Raw genomic sequence first — 24353 nt, forward strand, 5'->3', positions numbered from 1 at the left:
CAGGCTCAGGACAGCCGATCCATCTTCCACGACGTCAACACGGGGACCTGCTGGTGGGTCCGAGCGGGAATGGGAGTGCCGTCGACGACCCGCGCGACGATATCCCGCGCTGCGTGCCCTGTCTCGAGGTCCGTGAAGATGTCAGCGAACCGCTCCAGCCGCGCCTGATTCTCAGGGGTCTCGTAGCTGCGCGAGGCGATCGCTCGTGACAGTTCACCCGTGGTCCACACCACTTCGCCGGGAGCATCGACCGTAATGTCGAAGTAGGTGCCACGCACCTGCGAATACAGTTCCCAGTCATACGGGAACACGATGATAGGGCGACGCAGGTTGGCGAAGTCGAACATCACCGACGAATAGTCCGTGACGAGGACGTCCGCCGCCAGGTAGAGATCCTCCACGGCCGGGTACGCTGACATGTCAAGGACTTGGCCCTGTCCGGGGATAGATGCCTGCCGCCCGTGGAAGTAATGCCCGCGCACCAAGAAGACGTCGTCCGGCGCGAGCGACTCCTGTAGCGCCCGGAGATCGAGGCCCGCTGCGGCACCCATGCCGCCGTCGCGGAACGTCGGCGCGTAGAGGAAGACCCGCGAAGCGGCTGCGAGGCCGAGGGCCTCGCGCGCCGCCTCCTTCGCGGTGTCCTGCGCGTTGACGAGGACGTCGTTGCGGGGGTAGCCCACCTCGAGCATTTCGAAGGGCACCGGGTAACTGTGCTTCCACACTTCCGACGAGTACGAGTTAGATGCCACTGCGAAGTCCCACTGGGCGCATCGGCGTAGCAATCCGTCTCGCCATGCCGGACTCTTGCCGCGTTCTTCGACACCCATGTACTTCAGGGGCGTGCCGTGGAAGAGCTGCGTCACAACTTGGCCCGCGCGCTTGCGCCACCAGGACGGCGGGTTCGCGTCGACAAACAGGTACTTGGCTGTCGCTAGCGCGCGGTGGTACTTGTGCGATCCCTTCACCGCGTAATCCACGCCCTCAGGGACCCCGGGAACTTCGGTGGGCTTGACGAGCCACATGATGCGCATGCCCGGGTGCGTGCGCCGAATCTCTCGGGCGATCGCCAGGCAGTTGAGGCGCGGAGAAAGGCCCCACAACGCCTCCAACACCACGAGGTTGTCGTCCAGAGGCGCGGTGCGGCGGAGGACGTCGTATGCGCGCTGGTGGTGGTAACCCTTCCGAGCCAAGTGCTTGGCAGCTCTCGCGGCGCGGGTGGGTTGACGTCGAGCCACCTGATAAGTCTCGCGGGCGGACACGTTCGCAAGGAAGTAGGGGTAGGAATGCGACCAGATCCAACGCATGGCCTGCGCCTTGTCTCCGGTTGCCGGCGGGGTCCATCCGTCTGGCGCGAAGCGTTTAGTCGCCGCCCGGACCCGCCCGTAGAAGGCCGCCCGCTCTTCTGCGGGCACGCGGTGACGCTGGTTGCTCAGGACTGTGGCGAGGTTCCGGAACGCACAGGTGAAGATCTGAGACCGCTCTTCACCTTTCACTCCAAGCCGATCGAGCTCAACGAACAGTCGTTCGAACTGGTCGAGGATCTCGAGGTGACGGCGGTCAGTCGAGCGCAAGATGGAACCCGCGCCCCGCTGGCGATACATGTAAAGCGGACGGTCGATGCCGACGATGGAGGCGGCCTGCGACAGTACGGGATAGGTCCATGGGATGTCTTCGTAGTACCCCACGGGAAACCTCAACCCCGTGTCGAGCAGGAACTCGCGCCGGTAGGCACGGTTCCAGGCCACGTTGAGGACCTCATAGATCTCAGGCACCTCAGCGGCGGTGAACGGCCCCTCTATCTGTAGCGGAGCGCGCTTGATGCCTTCCTCCGCGTTGCCGTTGGGGTACAGACGCGCGTAGCCGAACTGCACGATGTCCGGTTGATGCGTGTCGATGGCGTCCTGAATCGCCTCCATGGCCCCAGGCACGAAGTAGTCGTCTCCGTCAAGGAAAACGACGTACTCCCCGGCGGCGTGTTCAAGCCCTAAGTTCCGCGCTTTGCCAAGGCCCCCATTCGCATCGGGACGCACCACGGCGACCGACTCGTGCGCCTCGGCGAGCTCGTCCGCAATCCGCGAGGTTGCGTCCGTTGACCTGTCGTCGACAACGATCACCTCAGTGTCGCCCGACGCTGCGACCGAATCAACCGCCTGGCGCAAATACGCCGAGACGTTGTACGCCGGAATCACGACACTCACGAGAACACTCATCGACGCACTATCCCCTCACTGCTTCTCCGCGCACGGCACACGCCCGGCTTCTATCGCCGCAACGACCTTCTCACTCGAGTGCCCGTCACAAGCAACAAACGCCGCGAGGGCACGCTGTTCGTAAATGTCTTCGCGTCGGAAGCCGCGGGTGATCGCGTCCGTGATCCTGTGAAGTACACCTTCGAGGTCAGTCTCGACCGGGCCGAATCCGTCTCGCTCGTAGTCGAAGTAGCCCTTGCGATAGACATGGCCGCCCGCATAGAAGGTGTCCCGATCAAACTGATAGTACAGAACCGGCCGACCGGCAATGGCGGCCTCGAAAGCGTTTGAAGAATAGTCCGTCACGACCAAGCCCGCATTCGCGACGACCTGCTGGAAGTCGTCTGCTGCATAGGACGCTAACTCGATGTGCGGTGGTAGCGGCACGTCGGAGAGGTACCTTTCCAAGTTCGGATGCGGCATGAGGACCAAACGAACTCCCGCAGCGTTAACCATCCTCGCAAGCGAATCAGAACCCATCAGCTCATTCCACCGCAGAAAGTACTCGCTGGACCAGAACGACTCGTCCAGGGTGCGGAGGTTCCCGCCTGAGACATGAGACCCCATAAGCTCCCGTCGCCATGTCGGCATGAACACAATGGTCCGCCGCAGCGTTCCGCTGACCTCACGCGCGAGCGCCACGAGGCGGTCATGTCGAGGCTGCCCAGTCATGGCGACTTCACGGGTCGTCAGCTTGTACGAGGTGCCGTCGGCCACCATCGATGCGTGCTCCTCAGGGGTGGTCGTAATGCATAGTGCGATGTCTTTGCTGTTAAGCCATCGTGATAGGTCGTCCTTCGTGACCCCGTGTTGCAGAAAGGTGAAGCGCCAACGTTTATGTTGCTTCCACCGACTCGGCAACGGCGAAACGATGTAGTGGTCGATCTGCGATGACACGAGTTCCGATGCGTTCAGGAGCGCAATGTGATGGCGCCGAGATCCGTAGTCAAGCAGCCTGAATCCTTCGCGCTTGAGCCGATCCCAGTCGGGGGACGTCTTGGAGACGGCAAACCATGCGTTGACGTCGGGTCGCTGTGACGCGAGATACCGATAGAGATGCTCTGCGTTGTCCTGCGCCTGAGTGTCGCGATCACACAGGATCCACGCGTCCTCGTACTTCTGCAGAGGACCTGATCTGCGGACCACCCCTACGACAACTTTTTCGAGCCAGTCTTGAAGTTGAGGCTGGTATCGGCGCGCGCGGCGCATGACGCGCGCACGCAGACGGCGCAAGGAGGTCATCCGTGACGGGCGCGTGGACGACTGCGGAGCCCTGGGCGCGGTGACCTCGGGGCTTCGCTTCGGCTTGCGCCATCGATACCACTGCGCACGAAGCAACGACTTCGTGGTGCCGTCGAGTTGGACTCCGATCTCACCGGGATCAGGTAGCCAAACAATTCGCTCGTAGTAAGACACGCTGTCGAAGTGCACCAACGCCCGGTCCTTTGCGTGCACCGGGCTCACGGTGGCGCCATCCACCGTGAATCGCTCGACCGGCCGCGTCCCGCAGAACTCGTAGCGCAGTCGTACCAGGCTTCGCGCTTGATCACGAGGTCCGACAAGCACAGGCTCATCGGGAACGCTGCCCGTCTTGCGCGCAATCAACGCGACTCGAATCCAGCGTTGCATTGCCGAGGCATCGAACGACTCCAGTACCTCGAGGTCGATGTGCTCGAGAATCGCCGCGATGTTCGCAACGCATCGTGCCTTAACTTCAGCTGTCAGCGAAGCAGTCCCCGACTGAGTGTGCTCGTCGTTACGCAGATAGAACTGAATCTCGTAGATCGCCAGATACTGAAGCCAACGGGGCACCTCGCCGCGCTCGGCCAGTGCGCTGTCGAGAAGGCCGAGGACGCCGCGACGCAGCACCGCGTCGTACTTGACCGGATTGGCCCAACTCGTTTGCACCAGTGATGACTGATCGGCACGCCGCCGGTACAAGTAGCGCGCGCCGGGAAGTACGGCAACGCCCGGCTGGTCCTGCGCCAGGAAAAGGCGCGCGAGGAACTCCGCGTCCTCGAAGTTCGGCCGGATCTCCGGGTTGAAGGTCACGCTCGCGCTTCGGACGGCGTCCATGCGGAGGAAGGCAGTCGCTGTCGACAACTGGATAAGTCGCAGGTCATCGTCCAGAGTAGCGACCCTCTCGCCTGCTGCGAATTTGCCGCGGAGCGGATGCGTGTCGCTGATCTTCCCCGTCGAGTCACTCAGGAAAAGGATATTTGTCGTCGCCGCCACAACACCGTCGGCGCGGGGAGACGTGAGAAACTCAAGTACCGTCGCGAGATAGCCCTCGGCAAGGACATCATCAGGATCTGGAAAACTCACCCACGGCGTCTCAACGAGGCGTAGCCCGGCGTTGCGTGCCGCGGCGGCACCACCATTGGCTTGAGTCAGCAGCCGTCCCTTGTCCGGGTTACTCTCGAGCCATTGAGCGATGACAGAAACAGTTTCGTCGGTCGACCCGTCGTCGACGAATATCAATGTCACTAAATCGAGATTCTCGGCCTGGTGCTCCAGGGAATCCAGGAATTTCGAAAGATAGCGCGCCACGTTGTAGCAAGGAATAACCAGCGTGACGAGAGCTTCCCTGTGCACCGGCGGCCTCCCTATCATATGCTCCGGCCTGGCTCAGGAATGAAGTCCATGCCCCACCATGGAGACCTGCCGATGGATTCTGCCTAGGATAGCCGACCACAAGGTGCACACGGCGCGGTCACGCAGGCCAATGCGGCGGCCTCGCTCACGCTCCGCTAAGATCCTCCGAGAACTAGGACCCTACCGGAGGCGTCACCCGTGGAGAATCCAGCCGACCAGAGCCCCCAGGGACACCGGCGCAAGCAGTTTGCACTCGTCGTCGCTGCCTACAATGTGCGTCGGTATTTGAAGGACTTCACCCAATCGCTCGAACGGCAGACGATCGACCCAGAAGAATTTGAAGTCATCTTCGTTGACGACGGTTCGACCGACGACACGCTGGAATGGTTGGAAAATTGGGCGAATAAGACCGCTCTCGCCGCGACTGTTCTGACTCAGCCGAACGCGGGACAGGGCGCCGCGAGAAATACGGGAATGCGCGCCGCAACCGCAGAATGGATTAGCTTTCCGGATCCGGATGACTGGGTAGGCGAATCATACCTCGAGCGCGTCGCAGCGCAACTGAAGGCAACGCCGTCTGTTTCGATGATTGCGACGAACCGCGTCATGTTTCACGAGGCAAAGAATTCGATCGCGTACGACCACCCGCTTGCGGCTTTCTTCTACAGGGATCACGTCGTCAACTTGGCTCGACGCCCGGACTATTTCCACGGCGGGTCAAACTCCAGTTTCATGCCACTCGATCGCCTACGCGAGCACGGGCTCGAGTTCGACACGCGAATACGCGCGAACTTCGAGGACGGCCTGTTCAACGCAAGCTACCTCCTCCATTGCGAGGAGCCATCGATTGGTTTCCTCAAGTCGGCCGAGTACTTTTACCGCAAACGCGCCGACAACTCTTCTACGCTCCAATCCACGAACTCAAGCGAACACCGCTTTACCACCACTGCCGAGCACGGCTTCCTCGGCGTGCTGCGCCTCTCGGCGAGCCTCGGGCTCAGCGCCCCTCCAGTCTGGCTCCAGAACGTCATACTCTACGAACTTTCCTGGTATTTCCAGCAGGACGTATCGTTCAACTCTGGCACGGCCGTGCCGCCGCAGACACTCGAAATTTTCCGCGCGCACCTCAAAGAGATCGCCGCACACCTCCAACCCCATGTTGTCCAATCCTTCAGGCTCAGGCGCTTCGATGGGCCCTGGCGCGTGGCGCTCACTCACGGCCTCGCGGGCACTCAATGGGCGTCGCCCGAGATCGTTGTCGACCGCTATGACGACAAACGGAAGTTGGTGCGACTGGCCTACCGCTTCGTTGGTACGGAACCGTCCTTCACGTTCCAGTCGGCCGGTGAGAGCGTCGAGCCCGTCCACACCAAAGTGCGCTCACATGACATGTTCGGTGCGCCCCTCGTCTACGAACGGCTGGTGTGGCTCTCGTCTCGACACAACGTGTCAGTTTGGCGCGATGGCGAGCGTTACCCACTAGCCACAGACTGGCCGAGCTCCGTCCGCACTGAGTTCACGCCGAGGGAGGTTGCGCGCAAATTCGGCTTTCCCAAGGCACCGGTTGGCACGACCGCAAAGCGCCGCCGCAAGCCGCTCCTCGACCAGGCGACGCTCGCCATCGGCCGTAGCCGGGTGGCGAAGCACTTCCTGCGCCGTTCGTGGGTCTTCATAGACCGTCCGACGGACGCGGAAGATAGCGCCGAGGTGATGTACCGCCATGTGAGAGCAAACCACCAGGACATCAACGCCTGGTTCGTGGTAGGTGGGTCGTCGCCCGCATGGCGCAGACTGCGAAGTGGCGATCGCAAGGTCGTCCGGTATGGAAGCCGCCTGTGGTTGCTCCTCCTCATGAACGCGGAGTTCGTCATTTCTTCGCACGCCGACGACTCGGTCATGAAGCCCCGCCGCTACCGCAACGTCGTCGGTCGCCAACCGTGGCGTTTTGTGTTCCTGCAGCACGGCGTCATCAAGGATGACCTCTCCCGGTACGTCAACCCCAAGGGCATCGACCTCTTCGTCACGAGCACCGTGCCCGAACACGAATCCATTGTCGGCGACCGCAACAACTACGTGTACTCGACACGAGAGGTCGTGCTCGCCGGCCTGCCGCGCTTCGACGCGCTCTACCAACTCGACAATGCGGGGCAAGGCTCGCGCGGAAAGTACATCACCCTCGCACCCACCTGGCGGCACTGGCTTGAGGGCACGGTCAAGAATGGCCTCACAAGCGCGTCGCTCGCGGCTTTTGAAGGGTCCGATTACGCGCAGCAATGGCTCGGGCTGCTGCGCTCGGACGAGCTGCGCCTCGCAGCAGAAAGCGCCGGGCTCCGCGTGGCTCTACTGCCTCACCCCAATCTCCGCCAAGCCCTCACAGCACTCGGGGTCCCCTCTCACGTCACGCTTCTTGACTTCGAGGACGGCAAGGCCCAAGCGAACTTCGTCGACTCTGCTGCCCTGATCACGGACTACTCGTCCATGGCCTTCAACGCGGCGTTCCTGCACCGTCCCGTGGTCTATTTCCAGTTCGACGCGGAGCGCTTCGTCAACGGAGGCCACACGTCGCGGCCGGGCTACTTCTCGTACGAGAGAGACGGGTTCGGTCCCGTGGTCCAGGACGTGGATGACGTGGTCGCCTCCATCCGCGAGGCACTGGAGGGCGACGGCACGGCCACTGCGGAATACGCAGCTCGCGCCGATGCCACCTTCGCGTTCCGAGACGCGCACGCGTCTGAACGTGTCACCCAAGCCATCCTCGAGATGCGCCGTGCGGTGCCGTCACCTCTTGCGGAATTTGCGCCTGTGGAGCCCGCCTCGGAGAACAGGTGAGCGTCGTCACCGCTCTCATTCCCTATCCAGGACGACGACGGCAACGTCGTTGAATACGAGGGCACCAGACGGCACGGACGAATTAGGGTCGCGTTCTCGGGCAAAGGCAATCGGCTCATCGTGGACTGCGGAGCGAAGCTCGAAGGGCTGGACGTCTCGTTCGACTGCAATGGCGGCACCATGCGCATCGGCGACAACCCCCGCGGCCGGAAGGTCACGGTCACTGCCCGCATCGGCGAAGACTCCACCATTGACCTTGGGGACGATCTGAGCACCACCGGAAAGCTCGCGATGTCCGTCGCCGAGGGTGGAAGCATCCGGATCGCTGCGGGCGTCATGGTCGCTGCGGAGTGCCAGATCCGCGCCGATGACGCGCACCTAATATTCAGCGTCCACACCGGCAAGCGGGTCAACCCGGTCAAGGACATCGAGATCGGCGAGCACGTGTGGCTCGGGATGCGCTCGGTCGTGCTGGGCGGAGCGCGCATCGAGCGTGGCTCGGTCATCGGCTTGGGCTCGGTCGTCACCGGCCACATCCCCAACAATTGCATCGCCGTGGGCGCACCCGCGCGAGTCGTTCGTCACGACATCGCGTGGGAGCGCACGCACCTCACGCTGCGGACCCCCTACTACAAGCCGGACGCCGCGTCATTAGGCGAACTGTCGCCGTACTGGGATCCAACCGAAACCACCGAGAAGGTCTCCCGGCGCGCAAACCTCGCGTCTCGGGTGAAGCACCTCTTTACCGGGCGCTAAGACCCCCCACGGAGGGCCGCACTCACCGCTTGGAGAGACGCCCGACGATGCGCCCCGCCCGCGTTGCTGCCGACACGCGCACGCGCCGCGCCGAATAGCGCAGCAACTCACCCGTGCGGTACTCGTCGAGTGGCTTCACGCGAGCGGCCGGCAGTGCCCTCTTCTCCGCAGGCTTCGCTGGCGCCGGCGCCGACACGACGGGCGCGCCCCTCTCGCGCTTGGGTCGGCGCTTCTCGTCGAATGACCAGTGCCCGCGAGTGGCGACACCGATCGCGCCCGCCACCATCTCAACGGCGAGATCAATCGGTACTTCGCTAAAGGACCCCGGCGACTCCGCGGGCGCGGGGATATCGGCGAGAGATTCAAGTCTGCCCGCGATCACGTGGTCCGAAGCCTCGAGTCGCGCAATAGAGTGCCCGGCAACCAGAGCGGCCTGCTCCAGCGCCCACGGGGGCAACACCGTCTTCGCCTCACCGGGCAGCGGAGTCCTGCTCTGCAACAGTCGCAAGGTCGTTCCGCCTCGGATGATGCGTGAGAACTCGGCCCACGACACGTGGGGCCTCACGGTGGCGATGACGCGGCGCAGGAGTTCGGCCTCGACAGCGGTGAGACTACGGTTCGATTGGCGTGGCTTCTGCGACGCTAGCGAGCCCGCCGGCAGATCGAGCAACTGTTCGAAGGTCGCGGGCAACAACAAGCGATCCTTCTCGTCGATGACCAGCGCGACGACGCGCTCGGGCGCCACCTCCTGGGACCAGGTCGCGGCGAGTTCCGCGGGATCAGCCTGCGACCAGAACTTGTTCACCGATCCGCCGACATCGCGCCGGTAGGTGCGCTCAAGCCACTCGTCGAGGGCACCGGCGTAGCCCATCCGCATTCCTTGCTGCCACGTCGACAGCCCAATCGCGACAGGGTTGCGCGTCCCGAAGATCACGTGCACACGGTCCTCGCCCAGGTCGTTCAGCAGTCGCAGTCGCGAAGTCTGATCCGCCTGAGCGAAGTACTCGCTCGAAATCACCACACGGCCCGGGTGGGCGCGCACGGCCTCCACGACCGCGAGCCAGTGCGACTCGTCCGCCCTCGCGTCGGCGTCGCCTGACCATCCGTCGGTAAAACCCCGTAGCGCCTTGGCTTCATCGTGGTGATGCCACTTGCCACGGCCACCGGGATACAGCACACCATGCTCCTCGAGCAGCTTACGTGATTGTCCGAGGATCATCTGGATAGCCGTCGTGCCGGTCTTGTGTGGACCGATATGAACAAGCACGGCGTCGGCGGGAAGCGCGGCGGGGGTACGGGGCACGTCAGGACCTCAAAGTTCAGTGGCGGGCGGTATTGGTGACTTAGTCAAGCAGACGGGGCGTCGACCGTCGACACGCGTACGAGCCACGCCAGGGACTCCGTAGAATCGGCGCATGACAGACGCGACCGACGATGCCCTACTCGAGGGGCTCCGCAAGGTTCCCGGCGGCGTGTGGCGCACCTACATCGCACCTGACGTCAAGGTGATCTACGAGGCCATCAACAAGAACGCCTGCACCAGCCTGAAGTGGATGATGGCCGACCTCGCTGGCGAGGACCTCTCCACTTTCCGTGCCGGAGCCCAGCCGTTCATCGACGACACGGAGGCCGTCCACCACCGGGACCTATGGGTGCAGTCACCCAAACTCGACCGCCTTCCCGCCGAGGAGCGCGCCGCGATCTCCCCCGAAAATGGCTGGTTCATCTTCGCCGTCATCCGCGACCCGCGACTGCGGCTGTTCTCAGCGTGGCAGAACCGCATTCTCCTCGAGATCCCGAACAGCCAGCGCTGGCGCGACGAGCCCTGGTTCCCCCGGCACCCGATGACCCGCGAGACCGTCATCGAGGACTTCGCGAGCTTCGTCTTCACCATGGAGAACGACCCGGATATGTGGCTGCGGGCCAAGGATCCCCACTTTCGAGACCAGGTCGAGATGCTTGCCGAGGATGTGGTGCCCTACTCGCGCATCTACGAACTGTCGGAGATCACCGACCTCAAGCAGGACCTCCATGCCCATCTCGAGGCCCGTGGGCAAAACCAAGAGCTCTATATGCCGCGCGCTAATCCCACCCCCTTGCCCGTCACGGCAGACGTGTTTGGCAACGGGGTAAGAGAAGCCATCGAGCGTATCTATGCGGCCGATTTCGAGCGCTTCGGGCACCTATGGGACTTCGCCAAGCTCAAGATGCGTGAGCCGTGGACATCAGCCCAACTCGCGGCGGGTGAGCACGAGTCCGAGCTAGGTCGCCGCATCGCGGACCTCCACAAGATGGCACTTTTCCACCGGAAGCGGGGCAACACGCTGCGTGACCGGGTCGCGGAACTCGAAGCGCAGGTGGTGAGCCTCGGCGGCGAGGTCTCGCCCGCGTAGAGCTGCGGTTTCCACCCCGAGAAACGGACGAAGCGCCCGGCCAATCGACCGGGCGCTTCGTCAATGCAATGGAGCGGGAGCTCACCAGCGCGCTCTATCAGCAGTACGAGCGTGCAGTCGACCGCGCGGGTGAGCGTGGCGACAACACGATAACCTCATATGCCCGCAATCGAGCGACGTCACGAGCCCACCGAGGGCTACAGCAGCCCCAGCTCCTTCACAGCATCGCGCTCCTCGACAAGCTCGGCGACCGAGGCATCGATCTTCTCGCGGCCCGCGGGGTCGATTGACAGACCCTGAACGATCTCCCACTTGCCCTCACGCGACACGGCAGGGAACGACGACACGAGGCCCTCAGGCACACCGTAAGAGCCGTCGGACGGCATCGCGACCGACGTCCAGTCGCCCTCGGACGTGCCGTGAACCCAGTCGCGCACGTGGTCAATCGCAGCGTTGGCAGCCGAGGCCGCCGAGGAGGCGCCGCGCGCCTCGATGATTGCCGCACCACGCTTCGCCACCGTCGGCACGAACACGTCGCTCACCCAAGCGTCGTCACCGATCAGTTCAGTCGCCGAGCGACCGTCGATCTCGGCGTGCGCAATGTCCGGGTACTGCTTGGCGGAGTGGTTACCCCAGATGGCGACCTTCTTCACGTCGGCGACCGTGGTACCCGTCTTCGCCGCGAGCTGGGCGAGCGCTCGGTTGTGGTCGAGGCGCATCATCGCGTTGAAGCGCTCGGCCGGAACGTCGGGCGCGTGCGCGGAAGCGATGAGCGCGTTGGTGTTGGCGGGGTTGCCCACCACGAGGATGCGCACGTCGTCGGCGGCTCCGGCATTAATGGCCTCGCCCTGGGGGCCAAAGATGCCGCCGTTGGCGGCCAGCAGGTCACCGCGCTCCATGCCCGCGCCGCGGGGGCGGGCTCCCACGAGCAGACCCACGTTGACACCGTCGAATGCCTTCACGGCGTCGTCGTAGATGTCGACGCCTGCCAGCAGCGGGAAGGCGCAGTCGTCGAGCTCCATGGCGGTGCCCTCGGCAGCCTTGACACCCTGCGGGATCTCCAGCAGGTTCAACTTGACGGGTGTATTGGGGCCGAGCATCTGGCCCGAGGCGATGCGGAACAGCAGCGCATAGCCAATCTGGCCCGCCGCGCCGGTGACGGTGACGGTAACGGGGGTCGAAGCAGGGGTGGTGCTCACGTCGGTGTGGCTCCTTGTCTGGGGTGGGGACGAGAGGGGGGAACTGCAAAGAGGGCCCGCAGGCGGTCGGCCTGCGGGCCCAGTCGCTTAGGCCAAGCGCGCCGAGAGGTTCTCGTCGAGCGTGGCGAGGAAGGCCTCGGTGGTCTGCCACTCCTGGTCGGGGCCGACGAGGAGGGCGAGGTCCTTGGTCATCTTGCCGGACTCGACCGACTTGATGACGACGTCCTCGAGAGTCTCGGCGAAGCCCGTCACCTCGGGGGTACCGTCCAACTTGCCGCGGTGCTTCAGGCCACCGGTCCACGCGAAGATCGAGGCGATTGGGTTGGTGGACGTCGGCTTGCCCTGCTGGTGCTGACGGTAGTGGCGGGTGACAGTGCCGTGAGCGGCCTCGGCCTCGACGGTCTTGCCGTCGGGCGTCATCAGCACGGAGGTCATCAGACCCAGCGACCCGAAGCCCTGCGCGACGGTGTCGGACTGGACGTCGCCGTCGTAGTTCTTGCACGCCCAGACGTAGCCGCCCTCCCACTTCATCGCGGAGGCCACCATGTCGTCGATCAGGCGGTGCTCGTACGTGAGGCCCTTGGCCTCAAAGAGCGCCTTGAACTCGGTGTCGAAGATGTGCTGGAAGATGTCCTTGAACGCGCCGTCGTAGGCCTTCAGGATGGTGTTCTTTGTCGACATGTACACGGGGTAGTCGCGCAGCAGGCCGTACGAGAAGGACGCGCGTGCGAAGTCCTCGATGGACTTGTTGAAGTTGTACATGCCCATCGCGACGCCGCCGTCGGGGCCGTAGTTCGCGACCACGTGCTCGATGGGAGCGGAGCCGTCCTCAGGCGTGAAGGTGACGGTCAGCTGGCCGGCACCGGGCACCTTGAAGTTGGTGGCCTTGTACTGGTCGCCGTGGGCGTGACGGCCGATGATGATCGGCTTGGTCCAGCCGGGCACCAGGCGCGGGATGTTCGAGATGATGATGGGCTCACGGAAGACCACGCCGCCGAGGATGTTACGGATGGTGCCGTTGGGCGACACCCACATCTTCTTGAGGCCAAACTCCTCCACGCGCGCCTCGTCCGGCGTGATGGTGGCGCACTTCACGCCCACGTTGTGCTTCTTGATGGCGTTGGCCGCGTCAATGGTGATCTGGTCGTCGGTCGCGTCGCGGGACTCGATACCCAGGTCGTAGTACTCGAGGTCCACGTCCAGATAGGGGTGAATCAGGCGGTCCTTGATGAACTGCCAGATGATTCGCGTCATCTCGTCGCCGTCGAGCTCGACGACCTTGCCTTCGACCTTGATCTTCGCCATTGACGTGCCTCACACAGGTAGGTATCGGGGAGCAGATTCCGCACCCAGGCTAGTCCATACAGAAACCTTGCCCAGTCGCACGTAGCATTCGCGCATGCCCTCCGCACGCAATGCCAGGATCGAGGCGCTGCGCATCGTGGCCATGCTCGGCATCGTCGGCCACCACTACGTGGTGCACGGTGGCGTCCAGGACCACACGCAGTCGGGATCCTCCGCCGTCTTCCTCGCCGCCCTCGGTAGTTATGGCAAGTGGGGCGTGGACCTCTTCGTGCTCGTCAGCGCGTATTTCTTTGACCGCCGCCCCGCCCGCGGCAAGTCGCTGTCCTCCGTGTACTCCCAGGTCCTCCCCGCGTCATGGCTCATCCTGATCGCCGCGGCCGCGGCGGGGATGACCGTCAGTGGCGCCGATATCCGCGAGGCCCTCTTCCCCGTGCTGTTCGACGAATACTGGTTCGTCACCACGTTCGTCATCCTGGTCCTCATCGCGCCGTACCTGTCGCTGCTGCTCGACCACCTCACCGTCCGTCAGCAACAGCGCCTCCTGCTCGCCGGGTTCATCCTGTGGAGCGTCCTCACGCTCCTCGACCGCGTCAACAACGACCTGTCGGACCTCGCCTGGTTCGCGTACCTCTACCTCCTTGGCGCGTATATACGCCGTCACCCCATCCAAGGCGACGCGCGCGCCTGGGCGATCACGGCATCGGCCGCCCTGGTGTTGCTCGCCGCCGTGCCGACCCTGCTGGTGGGCGTCGGCGTCGCGCGAGGGGCCACTCCCGGCGACCTCGGCTGGCTGATGGACACCTACGCGTCCGACGAGTCGCCCTTCTCTCTCGCGGCGGCGGTCGCCGTACTCGTGTGGGCCATCAAAGCCCGGCCGTGGAACTCACGCGTGGTCAATTACTGGGCCGCGGCGGCATTCGGCGTGTACCTCATCCATGACAACCCCCTCGTGCGGCGCGTGCTGTGGAGCGACATCGTCGACACCACCTCTGCGGCGGGCCAGTGGTGGCTCCCCCTCCACGCGGTCATCGCTACCGTGGCCGTCTACGTCGCCTGTTCGGTCATCATCTTCGCGCTCCAGCCCACGGTGTTTCGGGCGATGCATGTCGTTACGGAGGCCGTCAGGACGCGCGTCGAGGCGCGCCTCACCCGGGGCGCCGACACCAGCGATCCACAGCGCTCCACCTCATAATTCGCTGAGAACCCCGCGGAGCCGCACCCCGCGAACGCCCCAGACGTGCCACGATGCTTCCGTGCGCGCTACGCGCTCGACGCGCGTCCCGCGCAGTCCCTTAACGAAAGGTGCAGGTGATGTCGGAGAGCCGTCCAGAGGATGTAACCCCCGAGTTTGAGACGACGGAGGAGGTCGTCGAGGAGCAGTTCGAAGCCGATGAGTGGGTCGAGGACACTTCCGGTCCGAGCCTCATCGCCCGCATGTTCGCCGAGGCCGGTGGCACGTTCGTCCTCGTCCTCATGGGTGTGGGTGCCGCGCTGTTCTCGTCCGTCATGGGCTGGGGCCTGCTCGCGGTGGCCTTCGGCTTCGCGCTGGGCGTCATGATTGCCGCACTGATCTTTGGCCGTATCTCCGGCGCCCACCTCAACCCCGCCGTCACGGTGGGCGTGTGGCTCGGCGGACGCTTCCCCGGCCGCGACGTCGCGCCTTACATCATCTCGCAGGTCATCGGCGCGATCGCCGCCACCGGCCTGTTCGCGTTCCTCGTCTCAACCAACGAGCTGTACGACCAGCTGGGCACCACCCGCCAGTTCATCGGCACCGCGTCGAACGGTTACGGCGAGCACTCCCCCACCCAGTTCGACTGGCTGCCCGCCGGCATCATCGAGATCATCATCGCGGCGCTGCTCGTCGCCGTCGTGCTCTCCGTCACCTCGGTCCTCAACAAGGCTGGCGCGGCGGCGGCTCCGTTCGGCATCGGCCTGACCGTCGGCTTCCTGGTCATGATCGCCATCCCGTTCACCAACGGCGCCCTCAACCCCGCCCGTGCGACCGGCACCGCGGTGTTCTCGGAGGGCTGGGCCCTTGAGCAGCTGTGGCTGTTCTGGGTAGCACCGCTCATCGGTGCTGCGATCTCGGGTCTGCTGTTCCGCGCCTTCGGTCCCGAGGAGGACCTCATCATCGTCGAGCGCGTCGAGGAGACCGTCGTCGTCATCGAGGACTGAACCTCACACGTACGAAAGCCCCCGGCCGCGTGGCCGGGGGCTTTCGTCATGACAGGGGCGCCGATGCCGTGGCCGGCGTCCGCACGCGGCTGCACCTCAGCCGCAGCCGGGCTTAGGCGAGTGGCGTGGTGAGCCCGAAATACGCCAGCGCCACACCGAAGGCGATCATGAGCGTCACGTCGATCGCCCGGCGGCGCACCGAGAAGGCCGTGCCGGCCGGCCACGCCATGCGTGCCGCCGCTCCCCCGAAGGCGACTCCCCCGAGGAGCAGGGTGCCCGCCTCGGCATTCACGAGGGCGCCGACGGCGACGCAGGCGGCGACAATGACCAGAGCGAGAGCCGCGGTGCGCCGCCGCGTCTGCGTGGTGTTGTCGCGCACCACCTGCTGTTCGCCGGTGGGTGGCTGATCGTCCGCCGCGCGCTCGTCGCCGGTGGCGCCCTCCTCGACCGTCATTGCAGCGGCCTAGTGGAAGAAGTGCCTGGTACCGGTGTGGTACAGCGTGATGCCGGCGGCCTCGGCCGCGGCAATCACCTCGGCGTCACGCACCGAGCCACCGGGCGACACGACCGCCTTGACGCCCGCGTCGATGAGCACCTGCAGCCCATCGGCGAAGGGGAAGAACGCGTCCGAGGCGGCCACCGAGCCGCGCGCACGCTCCTCGCCCGCTCGCGACACCGCTAGCCCGCACGAGTCCACGCGGTTGACCTGGCCCATACCGATGCCGACGGCGGCACCATCCTTGGCCAACAGGATCGCGTTGGACTTCACCGCGCGGCACGCGCGCCAGGCGAAGTCCAGATCGGCGAGCGTCGCGTCATCCGCGGCCTCGCCGGCCACGAGCTCCCACGTGTCCGCGGGGTCGCCTGCCGCGTCGATCGCGTCGGCACGCTGCACCAGCAGTCCGCCGGTGATGCGGCGCCACTCGGCCACCTGGGCGCGCGGCTCGACCTCGAGGAGGCGGATGTTCTTCTTCGCCTGCAGCACCTCCGCAGCGCCGTCCTCGAAGCCGGGGGCGACCACGACCTCGGTGAAGATGTCCTTGATCTGCTCGGCCGCCTCGACCGAAATGGGCCGGTTCGCGGCGATCACGCCGCCGAAGGCGGAGACAGGATCGGTGGCGTGGGCCTTCGCGTGAGCCTCGGCGATGGTCTCACCGACGGCGATGCCACACGGGTTGGCGTGCTTGATCACGGCCACGGCGGCGCCGTCGAAGTCGTAGGCGGCGCGCAGGGCGGCGTCGGCGTCCACGTAGTTGTTGAAGCTCATCTCCTTGCCGTGCAGCTGGCGCGCCTGCGCGAGCCCACCGCTGACCGACGGGTCCGTATAGACGGCCGCGGCCTGGTGGGGGTTCTCGCCGTAGCGCAGCGACGCGGAGCGGTCGAAGGACGCGGCCACCCACTGGGGGAGCTCCGCACCCTCCTCGGGCGCGACGACCGAGGTCATCCAGGAGGCGACGGCGATGTCGTAGTCCGCGGTGTGACGGAACGCGGCGGCCGCGAGCGCCTGGCGCTCGGCGAGGGTGAAGCCACCGCCGGCGACGGCCTCCAGGACCGAGTCGTAGCGCGCGGGGTCGACGACCACGGCCACCGACGGGTGGTTCTTCGCGGCGGCACGCACCATCGAGGGACCGCCGATGTCGATCTGCTCGATCACGTCATCCTGCGCGGCGCCCGACGCGACCGTCTGGGTGAACGGGTAGAGGTTCACCACGACCAGGTCGAAGGGCTCCACCCCCAGCTCCTCCAGCTGCGCACGGTGCGACTCGAGGCGGCGGTCGGCGAGGATGCCGGCGTGCACGCGCGGGTGCAGGGTCTTCACGCGGCCGTCGAGGCACTCGGGGAAACCCGTCAGCTCCTCGACGCGCGTGACCGTCACCCCGGCATCGGCGATGCGCGACGCGGTCGAGCCCGTCGAGACGATCTCGACGCCGGCCTCGGCGAGCCCGCGGGCCAACTCCTCGATCCCCGTCTTGTCGTATACCGAGATCAGTGCCCGTGCCACTGCCTGCCGCTCGCCCATGCCGTCCCTTTCGTGAAGTGTGCTCACGCGCCGATGCGCGCGCGCCGTCCGTCGACCGTCCAGCCATCGCGCGCCATCCGGCCGACCGTCTCGGCCACCAAGGCGCGCTCCGCGATCTTGATGCGCTCGTGGAGGGTCTCCTCGGTGTCATCATCCCAGACCTCGACGGCGTGCTGCGCGAGTATCGGACCGGTATCGACGCCCGCGTCCACCAGCATGACCGTGCAGCCCGTGATGCGCACGCCGTGCGCGAGCGCGTCCCTCACCCCATGCGCGCCGGGAAAGGACGGCAGCAGCGCGGGGTGGGTGTTGACGATGCGGCCGTCGAAGCGTGTCAGCGTCGGCGCGCCGATGATGCGCATGAACCCCAGACACACGACCAGATCGGGCTCAAAGCCCGCCACGGCATCGGCCAAACCCTCGTCCCAAGCGGCGCGGTCGGCGTAATCAACCGGCGTGACGATGGCGGTCGGGATGCCGGCCTCGGCGGCGATGGCAAGCGCGCCCACGGCGGGCTTATCGGTGATGACCCCGACCACCTGGGCGCCGTAGGCGTCATCCGCGGCGGCGGCCAGCAACGCGCGCATGGTCGATCCCGCGCCCGAGGCGAGCACCACAAGTCGCTTCCCAGCGTGCCGGTTTGTCACGGGGCGAGCCTATCGGCATGCTGGGGTCACCTTCGATCCCAGGAGCACCGTGCCCGACACCGACACCCCCCAGCCGACGATGCCTGAGCAGGCACGCCGCTACACCGTGCCGTTCATGGTGCTGCTGGGGATCACGCTCCTGCTGTATCTGTTCTCGATCCCGCTCGCCTACGGCATGCTCCTTACCGGCCCCGCCGCCGCGATCGTGGGGCTGCGCGCCCTGTGGGTGACGCGCAAGAACAAGGAGTTCGGGTACTACCGGCTGTCACTCACGTTCGGGATCATCGTCGCCGGCTTCATGACGGTCACCGGCCTCAGCCTCGTGGTGTTCCACGACATCGTCACGGACCTGTCGGACTGCATGAGCCGCGCGGTCACGCGATCGGCCGCCGATCAGTGCGAGGCCGACTATCAGGATGCCCTGAACGGCGTGGTCGAGGACCTCTACGAGCGGTTCGGGGTTACGACGGGGTCGTGACGGAGGCCGATGCATCGGCCGGCTTCTCGCGGCCGCTCGCCTGCGCGTCACTGGCCTCGGCGGTGGTGGGCTTCGCTCCCGAGCCAGCCGCGGCATCGGCCCGCCGTGCGCGCCAGCGCACGGCGGCGTCGCGCGCTGCGATGACCCCGGTCACCGCCAGGTAGCCCGCGAGCACGAGCCCGCACCACGCCGTCACGACGGGCACCATCGCGGGCCCCACGGACGTCTCGAGCCGCCCGGGGCCAATGGCGCCCGAGGCGAAGGCCATCAGCGCGAATGCGCCGACGGCGACGAGGGCGAGCGCGACGGCATCGGCCTTGGCCTCATCCCAGTCGAGCGGGCCGCGGCGGCGACCGAGCGCCCGCACCAGCGCCGCGATGGCGACAAGCGCGAGCGGCGCCCACACCAGATAGCCGCCGGACTCGGCGGGCAGCGCCCCCAGGAGCGGCACCTGCGGGAGGGCGCCGGTCGCGACCTCGCCGGGCGTGTAGGAGGACCCGACACCCACGGAGAAGCCGAAGCCCGTCAGCCAGCTCAGCATCCACAGGATGACGGTGGGCGCATACGCGAGTTGGGCGAGCGCGAGGACGACGCCTCCGACGCCGTCGACGCCCAATGCCGTGGCGCTGGCGGCGATCGCGTCGCGCCCCAGGATCGCGAAGACGAGGGTGGTGGCCGAGGCGAGCGCGACGCTCCACGCCACGGTGGCGCTCGCGCGGCGGGCACCGGTCCACGCCCAGGCGGGAAGCTGAGTGGCCCAGCCGAACGTGGCGCCGTGGGCACGCCAGATCCCGAGCGCGGCGGAGGGTGCGGCGATGAGGGCCGCGACCGTGCAGGCGCGCACGATGAGACTGCCGCCGTCAGGCCTGGTCGACAGTGCAACGGTGGCGATCACGCCCACGAGTGTGACGTAGCTCGCGACCGCGAGGCCCCAGCTCATCCACGATCGGGTGGCGAAGCGACGGGCGAGTGCCGCGGTCGTGATCCCCGACAGCAGCGTGAGGCCTAGCGGCAACAGCGTGATGGTGCCGATGCTCGTGATGGCCGGCACGCCGTGAGCCATGAGGAACACGGTGGTCGCGACCGTGAACGCCGAGCCCCACGGGATCCCGTCGATGGTCGTGGGGCCGGGGTCGGCGGCGATGACCGCGAGCGCGAGGATCGTCACGGCGAGGTAGGGGCCGAGAGCACCCTGCAGGCCCGTCAGCACTCCCCCCACCCAGCCCGGGTAGCCCGCGAACCACCCCTTGACGGCCTGAGCGGCGGTGCGCACGGGGTGGGAGGGCAGGCGCGACATGTCTCTATGGTCGCCGCTGCCGGGCCGATTCGGTGGACCGGCACGCACGACAGCGCCCCAGGAGCCAGCCAGCGACCGGAATCGCGAGAATCCGGGCACCCCGTGGCTCCTGGGGCGCTGCGAGAACTACTTCGTGAGGATGGCCCGCATCAGTTCGGCGGTCTCGGTGGGGGTCTTGCCCACCTTGACGCCGGCGGCCTCGAGGGCCTCCTTCTTGGCCTGCGCGGTGCCCGCGGAGCCCGACACGATGGCGCCGGCGTGGCCCATGGTCTTGCCCTCGGGGGCCTCGAAGCCCGCGACGTAGCCGACGACCGGCTTCGTCACGTGCTCCTTGATGTAGGCCGCGGCACGCTCCTCGGCGTCGCCGCCGATCTCACCGATCATGACGATCGCGTCGGTGTCGGGGTCGTTCTCGAACGCCTCGAGGCAATCGATGTGCGTCGTGCCGATGATGGGGTCACCGCCGATGCCGACAGCGGTCGAGAAGCCCAGGTCGCGCAGCTCGAACATCATCTGGTAGGTCAGCGTGCCCGACTTCGACACCAGGCCGATGCGGCCGGGACCGGTGATGTTCGCGGGCGTGATGCCCACGTTGGACTCGCCCGGCGTGATGAGACCGGGGCAGTTGGGGCCGATGAGCCGCACGCCCTTGGACTGGGCGTAGGCGAAGAACTCGGCGGTGTCCGCGACGGGCACGCCCTCGGTGATGATGACGGCCAGGCCGATGCCCGCGTCGACCGCTTCGGTGACGGCCGCCTTGGTGAAGGCCGGGGGCACAAACAGAACGGTCACATCGGCGCCGGTCTCTGCCATCGCATCGGCCACCGATCCGAAGACGGGGATCTCGGTGCCGTCGAAGTCGACGGAGGTGCCGGCCTTGCGGGGGTTCACTCCGCCGACGATGTTCGTGCCGGAGGCGAGCATGCGCGCGGTGTGCTTAGACCCTTCCGCGCCGGTCATGCCCTGGACGATGACCTTGGAGTCCTTGTTGATGAAGATCGACATGTGAGGCTCCCTTACGCGTTGGCCAGCTCGGCGGCCTTGGCCGCGGCGCCGTCCATGGTGTCGACGATGGTCACGAGCGGGTGGTTCGCGGCCGCGAGGATCTCGCGGCCCTCGTCCACCGAGTTGCCGTCCAGGCGCACCACGAGCGGCTTGGTGGCCGCGTCGCCGAGCGTCTCGAGCGCGCCCACAATGCCGTTGGCGACCTCGATGCAGCTGGTGATGCCGCCGAAGACGTTGACGAACACGCTCTTGACCTGTGGGTCGTTGAGGATGACGTCGAGCCCGTTCGCCATGACCGCGGCAGACGCGCCGCCGCCGATGTCGAGGAAGTTGGCGGGCTTCACGCCGCCGTGCGACTCGCCCGCATAGGCGACCACGTCGAGGGTCGACATGACCAGGCCGGCACCGTTGCCGATGATGCCCACCGAGCCGTCGAGCTTCACGTAGTTGAGGTTCAGAGCCTTCGCCTTCGCCTCGAGCGGATCGGCGGCGGCCTTGTCCTCGAGGGCCTCGTGGTCCTCGTGGCGGAAGCCGGCGTTCTCGTCGAGCGTGACCTTGCCGTCGAGGGCGATGATCGACCCGTCCTCGGTACGGACCAGGGGGTTTACCTCGACAAGCGTGGCGTCCTCGTTCTTGTAGACGTCCCACAGCTTGACGATGACCTCCGCGACGGGGGCCTTCAAGTCCTCGGGGAAGTTCGCGGTGTCGACGATCTCTGCGGCCTTGGCGGCGTCGATGCCGACCAGGGGGTCAACGGCCACGCGGGCCAGGGCCTCGGGGCGCTCGACGGCGAGCTGCTCGATCTCCATGCCGCCCTCGACCGAGCACATCGCGAGATAGCGACGCTGCGCGCGGTCCAGCAGGACGGAGAAGTAGAACTCCTCCGCAATGGCCGCGCCGGCCGCGATCATCACGCGGTGCACGGTGTGGCCCTTGATGTCCATGCCGAGGATCTGCTGGGCTGCCTCTTCGGCCTCCTGGGGCGAGCGGGCGAGCTTCACGCCGCCGGCCTTGCCGCGTCCTCCGGTCTTCACCTGGGCCTTGACGACAACGACGCCGCCACCCAGCTTCTCGGCGGCGGCCTTGGCCTCCGCGGGGGTCTCGGCGACGATGCCGGGCAACACGGGGACTCCGTGCTTCTCGAACATGTCGCGAGCCTGGTACTCGTACAGGTCCATGTGCGTCCTTGCTGTCGTGAAAGGCCGCGCGGGTCTCGCGCGCCAGTACGTGGGGGTCACGATACCGGCCCCGTGTGACCGGGGCGTAACGTCGTCGGCACGCGGGCGAGGGAAGTGTCGTGATTCTTGACGGCCTGTGGAGGGCCGATGCCGTGGCCTAGAGGTCGGCCGCGTCACCCGGGCGGACAAATCCGGCCTCGTACGCGACGATCACCGCCTGCGTCCGGTCGCGCACTCCCAGCTTGGTGAGGATCGAGGCGACGTGCGACTTGACGGTCTCGAGCGACACAAACAGCGCGGACGCGATCTCTTGGTTCGACAAGCCTCGAGCCAAGAGCCGCAACACGTCCTGCTCGCGGTCCGTCAGCTCTGGCATCGCGCGCTCGGCGGGGGCGGCGAAGCGTTCGATGACGGCGCGCGTGGACGCGGGGAACAGCAGCGACTCCCCCGAGGCGACGATGCGGACGGCCTCGATTAGTTCCGTGGGCGGCACGCGCTTGAGCACGAACCCCGAGGCGCCCGCCCGCATCGCCTCGAACACGTACTCGTCGACCTCGAAGGTGGTGAGCACCAGCACGCGCGTGGCGCAGCCCTCGTCGAGGACTCTGCGGGTGGCGGCGAGCCCGTCCAGACCGGGCATGCGGACATCCATCAGCACCACATCGGGATCGTGCTCGAACGCGCGGGCGATGGCCTCCTCGCCGTCGCCCGCCTCGGCCACGACTTCCCACCCCTCGACGGAGGTGAGGATGGCGCGCAGCCCCATGCGCACCAACGGATCGTCGTCGACGATGAGGATTCTCACGCGCCCACCTTCTCGCGCATCGTGTCCCACGGAGATGCGTACTCGTCGGCGCCGAGCGATACCTCGAGCGGGAGCAGCGCCAGCACCTCGAAGCCGCCGTCGTGGGTCCGTCCGGTGCGGCTCACGCCTCCGAGGAGGGCCGCCCGGTCGCGGATGCCCGCGAGGCCTCGGCCCATGCCGCCGCGGCCCGGCACCGACGTGCCGGGACCATTCACGACCCGCAGGCCCACGGCATCGGCCACCAGGTCGACCCGCACGCAGATCGCGGCGCCCGGCGCGTGCTTCGCGGCATTGGTGATCGCTTCTCGGGTGACGGCGTAGACGGTGCGCGAGACGGGCTTGGGTGCATCGGCCACGCCCAGATGAGCCTCGATGGAAAGACCGGCCGCGCGGGCGGCCGCGACCAGTTCGGGCAGCTGCGCGACGCCAGGCAGGGGCGCGCGCGGCTCCGAGTCGTCGCCCCTGAGCGCCGCAATAATGCGGTCCAGCTCGCCCATGGCGGCACGCCCGCGCTCCTCGATGTTACGCAGCGCTTGGCGCGCGAACTCGGGGTCGCTGTCGAACACGTGGGCGCCGGCGCCGGCCTGCACGATGTTCATGGTGATCATGTGGCCGATGGAGTCATGAAGTTCCTGGTCGATGCGCACCTGGGTCTCGGCGAGCTCGGCGCGTGCGGTTACGCGAGCCACCTTCTCCTGTGCGCACGGGCCGAGCGCCCACCGCGCGAGCGGCTGGTGCAGGCACGAGAAGTGGTGGGAGATCCACGAGAACATGGGCACCGCGAAGGCCACCACGGGCGTCCCGACCAGGGTCCAGAACACCACGGTGTCGACGATCGCGGCCGCAGTGGGATCGTCGGCGCCCGGCCCCGGGACGACGCCTGCGGCGTACCCGACGGCGATGAGCCACGCGGCGATGAGGCTCACCGGCACCACGATCGCCGCAAGCGCGAGCGCGAAGCCGAGCGGTCCGAGCACGATGCGCATCATGATCCACGCGAGGATGCGCCACCCGTTGGTGTCGTGCAGCAGCGCGTGCCCCCAGCGGCCGGCGCCTGCGAGCGTCATGGGCTCGCCGGGCTCGTGAAGGCGATACCCGCGCGGCCCGGGCTCCTCGACCTCGGCGTCCAGGGCGCCGTTGGCGAGGCGACGTTCGAGCGCGCCAAGGGGCCTGAGAGTCCACTGCATGAAGGCCAGCACCACGACGCCGATCCACACGATGACGAGCGCGAGGCCCACGGCGTACATCGTCACCGCGTAGGTGAACCACAGGATGCCCAGCGGCAGGCCGATCAGCAGGTACGACACCTCGCGCCAGGTCCGGGCAGACCAGGTGTTCGCGAAATAGTGGCCGAGTGCGCGCATAGGGACCATCGTGCCCGGTGCATCCCCGTTCCGCCCACGCTCGCGCGGACGTTTT

19 protein-coding genes are annotated in these 24353 nt (G+C 66.6%); 6 read left to right on the forward strand and 13 right to left on the reverse strand.

What is annotated here, in order from left to right; translation table 11 throughout:
* Positions 1–5 precede the first annotated feature (5 nt).
* Both B7K24_RS00090 and B7K24_RS00095 read right to left on the reverse strand, forming a co-directional pair.
* Positions 6–2198 carry a bifunctional glycosyltransferase family 2 protein/CDP-glycerol:glycerophosphate glycerophosphotransferase gene (locus B7K24_RS00090; protein WP_159449083.1) on the reverse strand — a complete coding sequence of 731 codons (2193 nt, stop codon included), beginning with the start codon at positions 2196–2198 and terminating at the stop codon, positions 6–8.
* 27 nt (positions 2199–2225) lie between these two features.
* Complete coding sequence (locus tag B7K24_RS00095) at positions 2226–4844, reverse strand: CDP-glycerol glycerophosphotransferase family protein (RefSeq protein WP_159449084.1); 2619 nt, start codon at positions 4842–4844, stop codon at positions 2226–2228.
* Positions 4845–5042: 198 nt separating this feature from the next.
* Here B7K24_RS00095 and B7K24_RS00100 point away from each other — a divergent pair, with 198 nt between their 5' ends.
* Both B7K24_RS00100 and B7K24_RS00105 read left to right on the forward strand, forming a co-directional pair.
* Positions 5043–7673 carry a CDP-glycerol glycerophosphotransferase family protein gene (locus B7K24_RS00100; RefSeq protein WP_084127800.1) on the forward strand — a complete coding sequence of 877 codons (2631 nt, stop codon included), beginning with the start codon at positions 5043–5045 and terminating at the stop codon, positions 7671–7673.
* A 120-nt stretch (positions 7674–7793) separates the two neighbouring features.
* The gene (locus tag B7K24_RS00105; RefSeq protein ID WP_144268041.1) at positions 7794–8429 is read left to right on the forward strand and encodes an acyltransferase; all 636 of its coding nucleotides are present in this window, start codon (positions 7794–7796) and stop codon (positions 8427–8429) included.
* Between the two features lie 22 nt (positions 8430–8451).
* Here B7K24_RS00105 and B7K24_RS00110 read toward each other — a convergent pair whose 3' ends face one another.
* Positions 8452–9732 (reverse strand): hypothetical protein, encoded by a 1281-nt coding sequence (locus tag B7K24_RS00110; RefSeq protein ID WP_084127802.1) that lies wholly within the window; start codon positions 9730–9732, stop codon positions 8452–8454.
* Between the two features lie 112 nt (positions 9733–9844).
* Between B7K24_RS00110 and B7K24_RS00115 the strand changes: the two genes are divergently transcribed.
* Positions 9845–10822 (forward strand): sulfotransferase family 2 domain-containing protein, encoded by a 978-nt coding sequence (locus tag B7K24_RS00115; RefSeq protein WP_084127803.1) that lies wholly within the window; start codon positions 9845–9847, stop codon positions 10820–10822.
* 197 nt (positions 10823–11019) lie between these two features.
* Here B7K24_RS00115 and B7K24_RS00120 read toward each other — a convergent pair whose 3' ends face one another.
* Positions 11020–12021 carry a malate dehydrogenase gene (locus B7K24_RS00120; RefSeq protein ID WP_084127804.1) on the reverse strand — a complete coding sequence of 334 codons (1002 nt, stop codon included), beginning with the start codon at positions 12019–12021 and terminating at the stop codon, positions 11020–11022.
* Positions 12022–12108: 87 nt separating this feature from the next.
* A complete protein-coding gene (locus B7K24_RS00125) occupies positions 12109–13326 on the reverse strand; it encodes an NADP-dependent isocitrate dehydrogenase (RefSeq protein ID WP_084127805.1) in 1218 nt (405 codons plus the stop codon).
* A 94-nt stretch (positions 13327–13420) separates the two neighbouring features.
* On the opposite strand from B7K24_RS00125, the gene B7K24_RS00130 reads away from it, so the two are divergent.
* Both B7K24_RS00130 and B7K24_RS00135 read left to right on the forward strand, forming a co-directional pair.
* Positions 13421–14518, forward strand: coding sequence for an acyltransferase (locus B7K24_RS00130; protein ID WP_084127806.1), 1098 nt, complete (start codon positions 13421–13423; stop codon positions 14516–14518).
* A gap of 119 nt (positions 14519–14637) precedes the next feature.
* A complete protein-coding gene (locus B7K24_RS00135) occupies positions 14638–15504 on the forward strand; it encodes an aquaporin (RefSeq protein ID WP_084127807.1) in 867 nt (288 codons plus the stop codon).
* Between the two features lie 112 nt (positions 15505–15616).
* Here the strand turns inward: B7K24_RS00135 and B7K24_RS00140 are convergent, their stop codons facing one another.
* Genes B7K24_RS00140 through purN form a run of 3 tightly spaced genes read right to left on the reverse strand, consistent with a single transcriptional unit; the run spans position 15617 to position 18111 of the window.
* Entirely contained in the window at positions 15617–15958 is a 342-nt protein-coding gene (locus B7K24_RS00140; RefSeq protein ID WP_084127808.1) for a DUF3017 domain-containing protein, read from the reverse strand.
* A gap of 9 nt (positions 15959–15967) precedes the next feature.
* Complete coding sequence (gene purH, locus B7K24_RS00145) at positions 15968–17524, reverse strand: bifunctional phosphoribosylaminoimidazolecarboxamide formyltransferase/IMP cyclohydrolase (protein ID WP_084127809.1); 1557 nt, start codon at positions 17522–17524, stop codon at positions 15968–15970.
* A 23-nt stretch (positions 17525–17547) separates the two neighbouring features.
* Complete coding sequence (gene purN / locus B7K24_RS00150) at positions 17548–18111, reverse strand: phosphoribosylglycinamide formyltransferase (RefSeq protein ID WP_084129175.1); 564 nt, start codon at positions 18109–18111, stop codon at positions 17548–17550.
* Between the two features lie 109 nt (positions 18112–18220).
* Here purN and B7K24_RS00155 point away from each other — a divergent pair, with 109 nt between their 5' ends.
* Positions 18221–18649: a hypothetical protein gene (locus tag B7K24_RS00155; protein ID WP_084127810.1), complete on the forward strand. Its 429-nt coding sequence runs from the start codon at positions 18221–18223 to the stop codon at positions 18647–18649.
* Here B7K24_RS00155 and B7K24_RS00160 read toward each other — a convergent pair.
* The 5 genes from B7K24_RS00160 to B7K24_RS00180 all read right to left on the reverse strand — a co-directional run bounded on the left by B7K24_RS00160 (position 18633) and on the right by B7K24_RS00180 (position 24298).
* Positions 18633–19946 carry a DUF6350 family protein gene (locus tag B7K24_RS00160; protein ID WP_084127811.1) on the reverse strand — a complete coding sequence of 438 codons (1314 nt, stop codon included), beginning with the start codon at positions 19944–19946 and terminating at the stop codon, positions 18633–18635. The two genes, B7K24_RS00155 and B7K24_RS00160, sit on opposite strands and share 17 nt — an antisense overlap.
* Before the next feature lie 126 nt (positions 19947–20072).
* The gene (sucD, locus tag B7K24_RS00165) at positions 20073–20951 is read right to left on the reverse strand and encodes a succinate--CoA ligase subunit alpha (protein ID WP_084127812.1); all 879 of its coding nucleotides are present in this window, start codon (positions 20949–20951) and stop codon (positions 20073–20075) included.
* Between the two features lie 11 nt (positions 20952–20962).
* Positions 20963–22129: an ADP-forming succinate--CoA ligase subunit beta gene (sucC, locus tag B7K24_RS00170; protein ID WP_084127813.1), complete on the reverse strand. Its 1167-nt coding sequence runs from the start codon at positions 22127–22129 to the stop codon at positions 20963–20965.
* A 157-nt stretch (positions 22130–22286) separates the two neighbouring features.
* The gene (locus B7K24_RS00175; RefSeq protein WP_144268042.1) at positions 22287–22934 is read right to left on the reverse strand and encodes a response regulator transcription factor; all 648 of its coding nucleotides are present in this window, start codon (positions 22932–22934) and stop codon (positions 22287–22289) included.
* Positions 22931–24298, reverse strand: coding sequence for a sensor domain-containing protein (locus B7K24_RS00180; protein ID WP_159449085.1), 1368 nt, complete (start codon positions 24296–24298; stop codon positions 22931–22933). Before B7K24_RS00180 ends, B7K24_RS00175 begins: the two co-directional genes overlap by 4 nt.
* Positions 24299–24353 lie beyond the last annotated feature (55 nt).

It is taken from the genome of Demequina sp. NBRC 110055 (genome assembly GCF_002090135.1).
Classification (GTDB): domain Bacteria; phylum Actinomycetota; class Actinomycetes; order Actinomycetales; family Demequinaceae; genus Demequina.

Coding starts and splice junctions, on each gene's coding strand:
- B7K24_RS00115 (WP_084127803.1), top strand. CDS start 9,845: ATGACAGACGCGACCGACGATGCCCTACTCGAGGGGCTCCGCAAGGTT.
- B7K24_RS00125 (WP_084127805.1), bottom strand. CDS start 13,326: ATGGCGAAGATCAAGGTCGAAGGCAAGGTCGTCGAGCTCGACGGCGAC.
- B7K24_RS00130 (WP_084127806.1), top strand. CDS start 13,421: ATGCCCTCCGCACGCAATGCCAGGATCGAGGCGCTGCGCATCGTGGCC.
- B7K24_RS00135 (WP_084127807.1), top strand. CDS start 14,638: ATGTCGGAGAGCCGTCCAGAGGATGTAACCCCCGAGTTTGAGACGACG.
- B7K24_RS00140 (WP_084127808.1), bottom strand. CDS start 15,958: ATGACGGTCGAGGAGGGCGCCACCGGCGACGAGCGCGCGGCGGACGAT.
- purH (WP_084127809.1), bottom strand. CDS start 17,524: ATGGGCGAGCGGCAGGCAGTGGCACGGGCACTGATCTCGGTATACGAC.
- purN (WP_084129175.1), bottom strand. CDS start 18,111: ATGCGCGCGTTGCTGGCCGCCGCCGCGGATGACGCCTACGGCGCCCAG.
- B7K24_RS00160 (WP_084127811.1), bottom strand. CDS start 19,946: ATGTCGCGCCTGCCCTCCCACCCCGTGCGCACCGCCGCTCAGGCCGTC.
- sucD (WP_084127812.1), bottom strand. CDS start 20,951: ATGTCGATCTTCATCAACAAGGACTCCAAGGTCATCGTCCAGGGCATG.
- sucC (WP_084127813.1), bottom strand. CDS start 22,129: ATGGACCTGTACGAGTACCAGGCTCGCGACATGTTCGAGAAGCACGGA.
- B7K24_RS00180 (WP_159449085.1), bottom strand. CDS start 24,298: ATGCGCGCACTCGGCCACTATTTCGCGAACACCTGGTCTGCCCGGACC.